Origin of the sequence: Glycomyces sp. MUSA5-2 (assembly GCF_037034145.1) — a bacterium.
Taxonomy (GTDB): Bacteria; Actinomycetota; Actinomycetes; order Mycobacteriales; family Micromonosporaceae; genus Glycomyces; species Glycomyces artemisiae.
This window is the reverse complement of record NZ_JBAGKG010000004.1, coordinates 161,680-173,787: the sequence shown is the minus strand read 5'-3', so window position 1 is coordinate 173,787 and position 12,108 is coordinate 161,680. Positions and strand designations below refer to the sequence as shown.

The following is a 12,108-nucleotide window of genomic DNA, read 5'->3' as shown; positions in this document are numbered from 1 at the left end:
CATGGATACCGAAGCGCCCATCACTGCCGTGCTGGGAACTCTTGCGGGCCTTGCGATCTGGGGCGCGCTCGCGCTCGCGACGCGGCCTGAGCCCGACCCCGCAGCCGCCGACGCGGCCCCTGCGGGCCCCACCCGCGCGGGGGCTACCCGGGGTAGGGACCGGGCCCCGTGGGCGCGTATCGCGGCCACGGCGGCGGTAGCGGCCCTCGTGTGGGCCCTCACCGGGTGGCCCGCCGCTACCGCCGGGGCCGCCGCCCTGACCTGGTTTTTCCCCGTCATTTTCGGGGGAGAAGCCGCCTTCCAGCGGGAGCAGGCCCGCGTCGACGCCGTCGCCTCCTGGGCCGAGAGCCTGCGGGATGTCATCGGCGCCGCTGCCGGACTCGGACAGGCCATCCAGCGCACCGCCGCTCACCCGCCCCCGGCCATCGCCGACGAAGTACGGCACCTCGCCGCCGAACTCCGCGCGGGCCGGGACATGACCAGCGCCCTGCGCGCCTTCGCGATCGACCTCGACGACGAGACCGCCGACCTGGTCGCGCTGGCGCTCATCGGCACCGAAACCAGCTCCGGCGCTGTCGCACCGGTGCTGGACGACCTCGCGCAGACCGCCCGCGCCGAGGCCGTCATGCGCCAAAGAGTCCATACCGGACGCGCCCGCACCCGCACCGCCACCCGCGTCATCTGCGGCACCACGATCCTGATGCTGGCGTTCCTGTTCGTCGTCTCCGGCGACTACCTCGCCCCCTACGACACCCTCACCGGGCAGCTCGTCCTCGCGATGGCGTTGGGCCTGTTCGGGTTGGGGCTGTGGGGCATGCACCGCCTCGCCACCCCAGCGCGCCTGCCGCGCTTCATCACCGCCGAGCTGCCCGACCTCAGCGGCGTGGGCAGCCGATTGGGCCGCGCGTTCACACCGCGCCTCCCCGCGGCCGAGCCGCCGGGAGCGCCGTCATGACCGCCGTGTGGACCGGACTCCTCGGCGCGGCGGCCGGGGCCGCGATCTGGATCGCGCTCGCCGCGCTCGCCCCGGCGCCGCCGAGCCTCGCCGCAGGACTCGCCCTCCTCGCCCCCGACACCGGGACCGTCCCGGTCGAGGAGCCCGGGGGCGTCCGGCGTCTCGCCGAGCGCCTCGGCTTGCCCCGGCCGCAGGTTCGTGCCGACCTGCGGGCCCTCGACCGCACCGTCGAGGACTACGCCGCCCGCCTGGGCCGCCTCATGCTCCTGGCCGCCGCCGCGCCCGTCGCCGCCGGGCTCCTCCTGGCCGTTGCCGGGACCGGTCTCGACCCGGCCCTGGTCGCTGCGGCGGCGGTCGGGTTCGCGATCCTCGCCTGGGCCCTGGTCGACGCCGACCTGCACGCCGAAGCCGAACGCGAACGGGCCGAAGCCCTCCGGGTGCTCGCGGCGGTGCTGTCGCTGACGGCGATGGCCCTGGCCGGGGGAGCGGGCATCGACTCCGCGCTGCGCACCGCCACCGCCAACGGCGCGGGCCGCGCCTTCGACCGCATCCGCGCCGCGCTCGACCGCGCCGGACTGCTCATGCAGACCCCCTGGGACGCCCTCGCCGAGGTCGGCGACCGCCTCGGCGCCGCCGCCTACACCCAGCTCGCCTCCACCACCGCCCTCGCCGGGACCGAAGGCGCACGGATCCGCCAGTCACTGACCGACCGCGCGACCGCGCTGCGCACCGCCCGCCAAGCCGCCACCGAAGCCGACGAGCACTCCCGGTCCGAGCGCATGAGCATCTGGCTCGTCCTCATCGCCGCCAGTTTCATCGTCCTCCTCGGATTCCCCGCCTTCGACCGGATCATGACCGGACTCTGACCGACCCGACACACCAGGAAGAGAGCAGTAGGAGTTGACACACAATGGACATACGAATCGTACTTCTGTACCTTACGAGCGAGGTCCGCCGCCTCGCCCAGCGCTGGCGGGACGACGGCGACAGGGGCGACGTCTCCGAGAAAACGGTCACGATCGCGGTCATGGTCGCGCTCGCGGTCGGGGTCATGGCGATCATCGCCGCGAAAGTGACAGCCAAGGCCGAAGGCATCTCGTTCTAGGTCCGCCGTGCGACACCGAACCGACACCGTCCTCATGGGGCGCAGCGCGATCGACCGGGGCTCGGCCACGGCCGAGGCGGTCATCGCCACGCCGCTGCTGCTGCTCTTGGTCCTGGCGATCATCCAGGCGGGGATCATCTGGCACGCCCGCCACATGGCCCAGGCCGCCGCGGGAGAAGCCATGGAGGCCGCCCGCGTCGCCCTCGCCTCCGGCGGCGACGGCGCCGCCGCCGCCACGGCGTCCCTGGGCCGCAACGCATCCGGGGTTCTCGAAGATCCCTCGGTAAGCGTCGACCGGGGCGCGGAGACGATCACCGTCACCGTCACTGGAACGCCGACGCAGATCATCCCGCTGTGGGAGGCGACCGTCGAGGTCACCGTCGCTGGGGCGGTCGAGCATATCGAACCGGCCGAAGGCGGTTCCTGATGCGCGCCGGCACGATCCGGGCAGCGATCCGCGCGAAGATCCGCGCCGGGGCCATCGACCGGGGCTCGGCCCCGATCGAGGTCGTCCTCCTCGCACCCGTGCTGGTGCTGCTGATCATGTTCGCGGTTGTGGCCGGCACGGCCGCTTCGGTCCGCATCGAGGCCGACCGCGCCGCGGGCGACGCCGCTCGTGCCGCCAGCCTCCAACGCACCGAGGGTGCTGCGCTGGCCGCAGCGCAAGCCGCTGCCGAGGCCACGCTCTCGGAGCGCTGCCAGGGCCCGGCGGTGGGCATCGACGCCGACCTCACTCCCGGCGGCACGGTCACCGTCACCATCACCTGCACCGTCGACACCACCGGCCTACCGGCCTTCGGCACCCGGACCATCACCGCGACCGGGCAATCCCCGGTCGACGCCTGGCGGGCAGGACCCGGATCATGAACCACCCCAACGAACCCGACTTCGACGCACCCGACGGCGGGTACGCGACCGCGTTCGTAACCGTGATCGCCCTCGCACTCATGGCCGTCATCGGCCTCGCAGTCGACGGCGGCGGAGCCGCCGCCGCACACGCCCGCGCCCAGCACGCCGCCGCCGAAGCCGCCCGCGCAGGCGCCGACGAGCTCGACCTCGTCTACTTCCGGCAGACCGGCATCGTCCGCCTCAACCCCGCCGAGGCCAGCGCCGCGGCAAGCTCATGGCTCGCCAGCACCGGCATCACCGGATCGGTGTCCGCCTCGACCACCGAAGTCACTGTCACCGTCACTGATGAAGCACCCACCCAGGTCCTCGGGATCGTCGGCGTCGGATCGATCAGCGTCGCCGCTACCTCGACCGCCAGCCCGCGCAGCCCCGAAGACGTCCTCGGCCTCACCGAAATCGACGCTACCGATGGGAGCACGCCATGACCCGCCTCGCCTACCGCGACCCCTACGACCAGTACCGCACGCCTGCAACGGGAGTCGACCCGGCACCGGCCATGAGAGCCCGCATCGGCACCGCCATCGCCGCCGTCTTCGGCTGCATCGTCATGATCGTCGGCATCCCGCTGTTTCTCTACTTCGTCGTCGGCTCGCGCTGGCCTTCCCGCTGGCCCGTTGAGGACGACTTCTCCCGGTTCAACTTGTACCCGACCGGGGAGCTGATCCTCGGCGTGCTCGCCGTTCTCGGCTGGGCGCTGTGGGGGATCTTTGTGCTCTTGGTCCTCCACGGGATCATCACCAGTACCGTCGATGCGATCCGGTGGGGTGTGCGGGCCGAGACCTGGAGAGACGCTTCCAATCCCGTCCGGTGGGTCGCCGGGCTCCTCATCGGTGCCGTCGCTGCGCTGTGGCCTGCCACCGCCCACGCCGCCACCGAGCCCGTCGAACCAGCGAACACCACCCGCGAACTCACTGCCGACGAACTCGCCGCCATGACTGCCACTGGCACCGCCGAGGCGCCGACGGCCGCCGAGTGCGCTGCCTCGGACGCCCCGCCGGTGGCCGATGCCGAACCTGCCGCAGAGACGCCCGAAGACGACCACGAGCGGAATGCTGACGGCCTCATCATCGAGACTGTCGACAGTGACCCGAGCGACCCCAGCGACGACACCCTGTGGGGCATGGCCGAAGAACACTACGGCGACGGCAACCAATATGGGCGGATCTTCGACTACAATGAGGGCCTCACCCAGTCCAACGGCCTCAAACTCACCGACGCCGACCACATTGTCGACGGCACCGAGATCGCGATCCCCGGCACCGCAACCCCTGCCGACGCCACCGAACCCGCTGCACCGGAGACCGAGGACGCTGAACCTGAACCTTCTGACCCAGAAACCGCCATCCCGCCACTGCAACCCGAGACCGAGACCGACACTGGCGATCCCGACGCCCCTGCCGACGCCGATCCCGAACCGGCACCGGCGGCACCCGATCAAAGCGCAGATCCCACTGATCCCGGTTCTGCACCTGACCTGAGCGACGAGCCCGAAACCGAGGCCGGTGAAGCAGCCGATGCGCTCCCGATCGGCGTCTGGATCGGGGCAGGCACCTTTCTCGCCGCCCTCACCATCGCCGCCTTCGCGAAACGGCTGCGCAAGCAGCGCCGCCAGCGGACCGCACCGAGCGACCAGCGGCTGACCGGGCGATTGGCCGACATCGAAGCCGCCGTCGCCGAAGAAGACCACCACCTCGCAAGACTCGGCCAATCCGCGCCGGGGGCTGTAAACGGGGCGCTCACCATCGCGACCGACTTGCGCGAGCCGATCGACCTCCGCGACGTGGCGCAACCGGCCGTCGGCCTCCTCGGCCCCGGCCAGGCCGCAGCCGCTCGCGCCGCGGTCGCGAGCGCGCTCCTGGAGGGCACGCCGGTCGTCATCACCGCCGCGGCCGTGCAGTACTGCGGACTCCACGACATTCCCGAGGCGACCCTGCATCGCGGACTGCACCTCATCGACGGGTTCTCCTCGCCGGTGCCGAACCCGCAGGAGGCACCAGGACCCCGGCTCCTGGTATGCGCCGAACCCGACCTCGACGGCCTCGACGAAGCAACACTCAGCGACCTATGCAACCGCAACCGAGAGCGCGCGCTCGTCCTTTCGGGCGACCTGGACTCCACGATGACTCTCGCCGCCGATGGCACGGTCCTCGCTGCCACCGGCCACAGCGAACAGGCCGAGGCCAGGCAGTGCTACATCGCCGAGCCCGCCGTGGTGGAGCTGGCGATCCGCAGCTCCGTCTCTGAGACCAGGACAACACGTCCGTACTGGGGCAGCGCCGCACGCACCCTCGGTGATTTCCTCGCTGCTATCGACCAGTTCGACGACCTCATCAACGTCATCGACTGGCTCGACCCCGCGATCGGCCTCAACGGCCCCTTCGCGCCCGAAGCGACCCGGGTCGCCGTGGCCTCGACGGCAGCCGCAGGAGGAGCCGTCGTACTGACTCCCCGTGCAGCAGTGAGCATCGACGGCGGCTGCCCGTGGCCGCCCGAATGCGCCGACCTCATCGCACCCGACCTCCCCACCGCGATCGACCGCGCCGCCGACCGCTCCTCGCAAGGCGCTACGAGCGCGCTGGTGGTCTGCACCGAAGCCGACCTCGACAAGGCGACCGATCCCCAGTTCGGTGAACGCGACATCACCGCCATCATCCTCGGCGACTGGCCCGACGCCTCCCTCACCTTCAACGAGACCGGCGAAATCACCGACCACCACGGCGTCGACCTGCCCGGGCGCTGCGCGTCCTTCCCCAGCCCCCCCGAGCAGATGATGGAAGACCTCGCCCTCGCCCAGCACCGCGGCCCCGGCATCAGTGAGAGCGACCTCGAACCCGACGAAGACGCGCCCGCTAACCCGGGGCAGGTGCCGCAAGCCGCGCCTGCCGAACCCGAACCGATCGACAAATCCGCACCGGCACGGGAACTGCGGCTTTGCGTCTTCGGGTATCCCGGCGTCTACCTCGATGAGAAGCCCGTCCCGCTCAAGCAGGGCCGCCGCGCCCTCGCCATCCTGACCGCGCTCGCCCTCGACCCGGACGGGAACGGCTGCACCAAGGACGCCCTGCTCTTCGACGCACTAGACGGCGAGCCGATGAGCACGGCGAAGCACTACTTCACCACCATCATCAACGACACCCGCGGCGACCTGAGCCGCGCCGCCGGCATCGAGAAGACCGAGGAGCGATTCATCGTCTACGACAAACGCACCCGCCGCTACCACCTTGAACAAGGCCGGTTCGCCATCGACCGCGACGAATTCGACCGCCTCGAACAAGACGCCGCCCTCGCCAAAACCGACGACGAACGCGCAGAATTGCTCGCCCAGGCCGTCAGTCTCTACGCCGGGGACCTGGCCGACCAGATGGACATTGAAACTGCCACCGACCTCCGCTCCCAGTACCGGAGTGCAGTATCGCGCGCCTCTCGGGTACTCGTTGAGTACTACGAGGCACAGCACGACTCCGCTCGTGCTGACCTCTACCGCAGGGCCGTGGGGGGAGACTGAAGCGCAGGTCATTCGTCTCACCGCTCGATATGCGATCGCTACCTCTTCGGTGCGTATTTCGCAGCGTAGCGCGAGCATATGCTGAAACGACATTGAGCATTGACCTAGACGAGGGTTCAGCAGGAAACCTGATGTAGGTTCTCTGTCTCACCGGCGTGTCGTTTTCTATATAGAAATCTGGCTCTCGGCGGAAGGCACCTTCGAGTCTGTACTTCTAGGAAATCTGATGTTCCACCTGGTGACGTTTGAGCTTGGGGGCCAGGACACGAAAAATCCAGAAGTCAATTAACGATAGCGCTACCTTCACTCTGAGCCGACTACCAATAAATTGCTATTACCTCGGCGTCAATTACGGGCCCCTTTGAATCTGCGAGTATTTCTGGTGAGACCTCGAGCCCCGTCAGAGAAGCGGATCCACCGATAGGAATCCCATTCTGCCGAAATGCTTGCATTCTCAAACGCGAGATTGCAACAGCGTCAACCTCACCGTGAGACCGATCGACTATATATTTCTTCACATCCGCAAAGACAGCCCTACTAGATGGCACGGAGGTGATTAGATCCGCGCTAGATTCCGCAATATTCTGAATATGCTCCCGATCATTTGCTGTGAGCTCATATTCAAGCTCTTGGGCCAACATCTCACCAAAATCAGATATCACTCGCAAGCGGGGTTCGATAAATCGCGACTGCTTTGCAACGCTTCGACTCATTGCATCCAGGCCCTGCGCGCCAAACATTGATATTTGGGCCTTGAATTCAGGAACCACCTCGCCAATAATGTCATCCATCTTGATGGGCGACCAGTTTGACGCCAGGCCGTCATGATTCAATCTGCACAAGATGCGAAACCTTGCATTTGAGAAAAGCAGTCGTCGGATATCCTTCCAGAAGAGCGATTTCTGGGTAACGCAAGCCAAGTGGAGCTCAGATGTTGAAGGGCGTTCGTCCGGCTGGATTGATTCGAGCAACCTTCGATGTATGAGGTACCTGCCTTTTTCGTCACTGATGACGAAATAGTCCGATGCGCGAGAATATAGCGGAATAAGCCCAGCCATCAGTTTCTCTAGGATTTTGTTAATCCCCATAGCGGTATCGATGCCACCCTGTACTGCTGAGTCTTGAGCGTCGGCAGTTTCCGAAACGATATCGCTGATAGTTGAGATAATCGTGCTCATCCGAAATAGGGAATCGGCGCTTAGATCAACTTCAAGCTCGATGATTTGCCCGCGACTTAGCCGATCCACCGGCATCAGCCACTGAGTCAATGAACCTTCATTTCGCCGTGCTTCAACAGAAGCCCGGACTTCGTTAAAGGTTGGAACGACGTCGGAAGGCGGAATGGGTCGGAGCGCAAAGGAGGTATTCTCGCTATCATAGAACTCTTTGAAGGTTGCCTGAATCGTCGCCTTGCTCACTACCTGAGTGTCTTCTGTTTCAGTGGACTCAAGACGAGAGCCGACCTTCGCTTTGACGACTGTGGCGTTGCCTTCAATTGCCGAATTGACCTCGGATGTCGAACCACGCGTGAGCGTATGTGTGTACTGGCTTGGAATCTTCCCTAGTCGAGACGAAAGCAGACTTACCACGCTAACTTCATCGAGGTACACAAACTCCCTCAGTTCACCTCTGGCAACCCGGCCTTTCGCATTTTCCTTGCCGCCAAACCATTTTCGCCAAAGTTTCACTGCATTCCCCGCTTTCCTCCGTCATTGCGTCTGTTGAGAGTCGGCCTCGAACGCTGTGCCGCGACTCTCTCTAGCCCGCCAAAGTAATCTTCCTCAAGAATCACGTCACGATCATCTTGTACTGCCAATAGTGCGGCTTCAGTCCAAATTGCAGTTAGGTCCGCCGGTGACCAGGAATCCGTAAGCGCGGCTATCTCGCCATGCGGTAGCCTGCCCTCAGTTGCAAGATCGCTCGCCGAAACAGCGAGTATCTCCTTTCGGGCCTGCTCGTCTGGCAGAGAAAATTCAATCTCCCAGTCGAATCTACCCGGACGCCTCAATGCAACATCGATGTCTTGTGGCCGATTCGTCGTGGCAATTACAATTACATTGCGATTCTTGTCAAATCCATCCATGCACGTAAGCAATTGCCCAACTACTCGTCGCGAAGATTCATTCGAATCGCTTCCACGTTGTTGCGCAACACTGTCGATCTCATCGAAGAAAACGATCGCTCGATCCTGCTTCTTGGCATCGTCGAATATCGCACGAATCAACTCTTCACTATCTCCAACCCATTTGCTAATGATCTCAGGACCACTGATACTATAAAACTGCGCTTTCGCTTGATTTGCAATTATTCGCGCAAGCATCGTCTTACCGGTTCCTGAAACGCCAGTGAAGAGCACGCCTTTGATTGGTCTCGCGTTAATCTTGGTGAGTGCCACGTGATGCTTGAGTGGGATTTCGATCAACTCTTGAGCACGTTCGATTATTGCCTGAGACCCTCCAAAATTAGCAAAGGTTGGTGTGGCACTAGGATCGGACTTAAAAGGCGATATATCGATGGGTCGATCGAGCGATATCTCTATTTGTCGCACTGGATGGTCAGCGAGGACTCGTATCACTCCTCGGAGATCACTTCCCTCAACTGTGAACCCCACTTTGATATCTACATCGGCAGGCTTAGGTAGCGTCAAGAATCTGTCACCGATGGAAATGACAAGCTCCGATTCAAGTACTACCCGAACGGTGCCTATCCATGTCATCTGGGGCCACAGCTCTGAAGGAGCGAACTCCACGTCATCGAATGACGGGCCTACAAGCACCACATCGCCCGGTTCGAACTCGTCCTCATCTTCAAGGTATGTATAGGATATAGACCCATTAAGGTATTCGATGTACATGATGTTCTCATCATGATTCACGTACTTGATGCGCGCAGGCGTTCGCTGAGGATTGTCCCGATTCGACATGATATGGATATCCCCGTTCTTTGCTCGATCGAATCCTTCCTGATTTTATATCAGACCATGCAAGGCCGAAGGTTCGCCAAATTGCAGCAACACAGGGCTCCAGGAATCGCATCCCTGAGACATGAGTTTCGGATGTGATGCAAGTGAATCACTTGTCCATATCACCTGCTCCGAACGAAAGCAGATATGGTTCGCGCCTCCGGAAAAATCCGAAGTGATTGATTGGTCCTTGTTAACCAGTTTTGGAAATATCGTGGTGTTCTGTTCGATGAGAAAGCGGAATTCAGGCCGTTCGAGGTCAGCGGGCAGGCGTTGTCCGCGAAGCGTGAGCTGCATGGGCTGCTTGATATGGCGGTAGCGGCCGGGCGGCAGTTCGACCAGTTCAAGACCGATTGGGGCGCCTTGTATCCGATGACCGGGAACGCGAGGTCCTGCGACCGGAGCATGCCGATACCAGTGTGGTGTTGTGCGAGCTCAGCAACGAACACGACGGCACGCGAAGCCTCATGCGATACGTGGACGTCGCCGCCGCCTGGACACACTCTCCTGCGCGCGTCCCGCTGGTCATCTCTACACGGAGACGCAGGCGCCGAATCTCCACGACGCCTGGCGCGATGCCGACCCCGCCGACATCGAACGCGCCCTGGAAGAAGTCAACATCAACCGACCCATCCTCGATCTTCCGCCAAGTGCCGCACGGGAACTCTCGCACGCAATACGAAACTCCGCCGCGAACGGCCCTTCCTTGGACAACGCAGGACGTTGACCACCCTGTCTAGACACAACCGGCACCCGCGAGAACAACACAGCGAGTAACCCTCGATAACCACACCCCTCGGACACGGTAACCCTGTGTCTTTTACACAGTGTCCAGGCCGAGTTCGATCCGCGACGAGACGTCGCCTTGACCCAGCACCACCACAACCGCGCCTCGCACCCGCCGCAGCGCTACGGCTCCTTCGACGTGCCCCTGACCGTCTGGTCCGCTGCCGACGCGGCGGACGTGACCGCGCACCTATTCGCCGAGCTCAAACCCGCCCGCGGCCCGATCGCCGTGGTCGACCTTCCCGGATGGGACGAGGTCTGCCGCGCGGGCCGACGGGCGGTCGTCTTCGGCACTAACCGCGGCGCCTTCGCGCGCACTCTCGCATCGCTCCCCACGTCGAAGCAGGGACTCGGGATCTTCCAGGCCCTCGACGCCGACAGCGCCGCCACCCGCATCGCCAAGCTCGAAGGCGCTGCCGGGCTCGCTCTCGCCTCGGCCCGCGCTCTCACGTGGCCCGGCGCTCCCGCCGCTCTGGTGGGAGTCCTTCGACCGGGCGGCCTGTTGGCGGTGATCGGGCGCACCGACGCCGATGCGGCCGCCATGACCGAGTTCAACCGGCCGCGCCCCGGACCGAAACTCGACGCGACCGCGCACGCTGTCGGCCTCGAGTTCACCGGGTACGTCGTCGCCGCACCCAAGCGCGCCTTCGACACCGCGGTCGCCTCGGCGATCAACGGCGAAGCGACACCGCATCGGCCTTGCGCGCCCTTGACGCGGCACTTCGATATCGCCATCTGGACCCGCGCCACCGCGGCCACCGGGGGTGCGAAGTGAGCGAGGAGCGAAACGAGGCGACGGTGTGGGCGACCGGCCAGCGCCAGCCGCAGGGGCAGAGGGACGACCTGTACTTGCCCGAAGTGCTCGACCATCCGGCGAAGATGTGGGTTCAGATCGCCCGCCACGCGATCGAGCGGTACAGCGAACCCGGGCAGACGGTGCTCGATCCGATGGCTGGCATCGGCACGACGCTCATCGAGGCGATCCGCGCCGGACGCAATGCGGTCGGGGTCGAGTGCGAACCCCGCTGGGTTGAGCTCGCCCGCCAGCATCTCGACCGTGCTACTGCCGCCCATCCGGGCGTCTGGGGTGAGGTCTTCCTCGGCGACGCGACCCGCCTGGAGGAGGCACTGAGCCGCTGGCGCGGCCAGGCGCCGGTGGACATGGTGCTCACCAGCCCGCCCTACGGGGCGATCACCCATGGGCGGCCGAAGAGCCGTAGGGTCACGGGCGGTGCGATCCGGCCCCACGCCCACCGGTACGCGGCCGGTGCGGCGCACCCGAACCAGCTCGCCACCGGCTCGCTCCGGCGGCTCGGGACCGGTCTGGAGCAGGTCTGGGCGGGCTGCCGGGACGCCCTGCGCCCCGGTGGTGTCCTGGTGGTGTGCGCGAGGCCGTACACCGACGACGGGGCCTTGATCGACTTCCCGGCCGTCGTCGCCCACACCGCGGGCCTGGCCGGGTTCGCGCTCATCGAGCGGCGCGCGGCCCTGCTGGGCCGGTGGGACGGGAGCGCGCTCCACGTGCACGCCTCGTTCTTCCACAAGCACCAGGTCCGTCTCGCCCACCAGGCTGGCCGGACCGTGTTCCTGCGCGCCCATGAGGACGTGCTGGTGTTCCGGAGCCCCTCATGAGCCCGGATCAGCGGCAGTTCCCGACCGCTCGTCACCGCGGTGAAGTCGGGCTACGGTCGGCCGCCGTAAGGCCAGCAGGGGTGCGCCATGACAGGCGGTGACAACAGCCGAGAGCACACCGGCAAGTCCGAGCCTGAGATCGCCGCGACGTGGGTGATTCACGAAGTCGACGGCGATGAAGCACTCGTGCTGGAGACCGAGCAAATCCGAGCAATCCTGGAAGTGATCGAATGGCTCAATCAGTAACACCGCCC

The 12,108-nt window shown here is 65.1% G+C and carries 13 protein-coding genes; 10 read left to right on the top strand and 3 right to left on the bottom strand.

Features of this window, described 5'->3' with window-relative positions; all coding sequences use genetic code 11:
- The first annotated feature begins 1 nt into the window (after window position 1).
- Genes WA640_RS14455 through WA640_RS14425 form a run of 7 tightly spaced genes read left to right on the top strand, consistent with a single transcriptional unit; the run spans window position 2 to window position 6,474 of the window.
- Window positions 2-955, top strand: coding sequence for a type II secretion system F family protein (locus WA640_RS14455; RefSeq protein WP_335988495.1), 954 nt, complete (start codon window positions 2-4; stop codon window positions 953-955).
- Window positions 952-1,821: a type II secretion system F family protein gene (locus WA640_RS14450; RefSeq protein ID WP_335988493.1), complete on the top strand. Its 870-nt coding sequence runs from the start codon at window positions 952-954 to the stop codon at window positions 1,819-1,821. Before WA640_RS14455 ends, WA640_RS14450 begins: the two co-directional genes overlap by 4 nt.
- A 44-nt stretch (window positions 1,822-1,865) precedes the next feature.
- The gene (locus tag WA640_RS14445) at window positions 1,866-2,060 is read left to right on the top strand and encodes a hypothetical protein (RefSeq protein ID WP_335988491.1); all 195 of its coding nucleotides are present in this window, start codon (window positions 1,866-1,868) and stop codon (window positions 2,058-2,060) included.
- A gap of 7 nt (window positions 2,061-2,067) precedes the next feature.
- Complete coding sequence (locus WA640_RS14440; protein WP_335988488.1) at window positions 2,068-2,487, top strand: TadE/TadG family type IV pilus assembly protein; 420 nt, start codon at window positions 2,068-2,070, stop codon at window positions 2,485-2,487.
- Window positions 2,487-2,927 (top strand): TadE/TadG family type IV pilus assembly protein, encoded by a 441-nt coding sequence (locus WA640_RS14435; RefSeq protein WP_335988486.1) that lies wholly within the window; start codon window positions 2,487-2,489, stop codon window positions 2,925-2,927. The genes WA640_RS14440 and WA640_RS14435 overlap by 1 nt, the downstream gene beginning before the upstream one ends.
- Window positions 2,924-3,394, top strand: coding sequence for a pilus assembly protein TadG-related protein (locus WA640_RS14430; RefSeq protein WP_335988485.1), 471 nt, complete (start codon window positions 2,924-2,926; stop codon window positions 3,392-3,394). The genes WA640_RS14435 and WA640_RS14430 overlap by 4 nt, the downstream gene beginning before the upstream one ends.
- On the top strand, window positions 3,391-6,474 hold the full coding sequence (locus tag WA640_RS14425; protein ID WP_335988482.1) for a hypothetical protein: 3,084 nt from the start codon (window positions 3,391-3,393) through the stop codon (window positions 6,472-6,474). The genes WA640_RS14430 and WA640_RS14425 overlap by 4 nt, the downstream gene beginning before the upstream one ends.
- 317 nt (window positions 6,475-6,791) lie before the next feature.
- Here the strand turns inward: WA640_RS14425 and WA640_RS14420 are convergent, their stop codons facing one another.
- From WA640_RS14420 to WA640_RS14410, 3 genes are all read right to left on the bottom strand, one after another.
- Window positions 6,792-8,162: a DUF6414 family protein gene (locus WA640_RS14420; RefSeq protein ID WP_335988480.1), complete on the bottom strand. Its 1,371-nt coding sequence runs from the start codon at window positions 8,160-8,162 to the stop codon at window positions 6,792-6,794.
- Entirely contained in the window at window positions 8,159-9,328 is a 1,170-nt protein-coding gene (locus tag WA640_RS14415) for an ATP-binding protein (RefSeq protein WP_335988479.1), read from the bottom strand. Before WA640_RS14415 ends, WA640_RS14420 begins: the two co-directional genes overlap by 4 nt.
- Window positions 9,329-9,442: 114 nt before the next feature.
- Window positions 9,443-9,733 (bottom strand): hypothetical protein, encoded by a 291-nt coding sequence (locus WA640_RS14410; RefSeq protein ID WP_335988478.1) that lies wholly within the window; start codon window positions 9,731-9,733, stop codon window positions 9,443-9,445.
- A 568-nt stretch (window positions 9,734-10,301) separates the two neighbouring features.
- On the opposite strand from WA640_RS14410, the gene WA640_RS14405 reads away from it, so the two are divergent.
- The 3 genes from WA640_RS14405 (at window position 10,302) to WA640_RS14395 (ending at window position 12,100) form a co-directional block, all read left to right on the top strand.
- The gene (locus WA640_RS14405) at window positions 10,302-10,997 is read left to right on the top strand and encodes a hypothetical protein (protein ID WP_335988476.1); all 696 of its coding nucleotides are present in this window, start codon (window positions 10,302-10,304) and stop codon (window positions 10,995-10,997) included.
- Entirely contained in the window at window positions 10,994-11,854 is an 861-nt protein-coding gene (locus WA640_RS14400; RefSeq protein WP_335988474.1) for a TRM11 family SAM-dependent methyltransferase, read from the top strand. Before WA640_RS14405 ends, WA640_RS14400 begins: the two co-directional genes overlap by 4 nt.
- 87 nt (window positions 11,855-11,941) lie before the next feature.
- Window positions 11,942-12,100: a hypothetical protein gene (locus WA640_RS14395; protein WP_335988473.1), complete on the top strand. Its 159-nt coding sequence runs from the start codon at window positions 11,942-11,944 to the stop codon at window positions 12,098-12,100.
- Window positions 12,101-12,108 lie beyond the last annotated feature (8 nt).

Excerpts from the sequence above, each read along its gene's own strand:
- WA640_RS14450 (WP_335988493.1), top strand. The coding sequence starts at position 952 with ATGACCGCCGTGTGGACCGGACTCCTCGGCGCGGCGGCCGGGGCCGCG.
- WA640_RS14430 (WP_335988485.1), top strand. The coding sequence starts at position 2,924 with ATGAACCACCCCAACGAACCCGACTTCGACGCACCCGACGGCGGGTAC.
- WA640_RS14445 (WP_335988491.1), top strand. The coding sequence starts at position 1,866 with ATGGACATACGAATCGTACTTCTGTACCTTACGAGCGAGGTCCGCCGC.
- WA640_RS14395 (WP_335988473.1), top strand. The coding sequence starts at position 11,942 with ATGACAGGCGGTGACAACAGCCGAGAGCACACCGGCAAGTCCGAGCCT.
- WA640_RS14455 (WP_335988495.1), top strand. The coding sequence starts at position 2 with ATGGATACCGAAGCGCCCATCACTGCCGTGCTGGGAACTCTTGCGGGC.
- WA640_RS14410 (WP_335988478.1), bottom strand. The coding sequence starts at position 9,733 with ATGCAGCTCACGCTTCGCGGACAACGCCTGCCCGCTGACCTCGAACGG.
- WA640_RS14415 (WP_335988479.1), bottom strand. The coding sequence starts at position 9,328 with ATGTACATCGAATACCTTAATGGGTCTATATCCTATACATACCTTGAA.
- WA640_RS14435 (WP_335988486.1), top strand. The coding sequence starts at position 2,487 with ATGCGCGCCGGCACGATCCGGGCAGCGATCCGCGCGAAGATCCGCGCC.
- WA640_RS14425 (WP_335988482.1), top strand. The coding sequence starts at position 3,391 with ATGACCCGCCTCGCCTACCGCGACCCCTACGACCAGTACCGCACGCCT.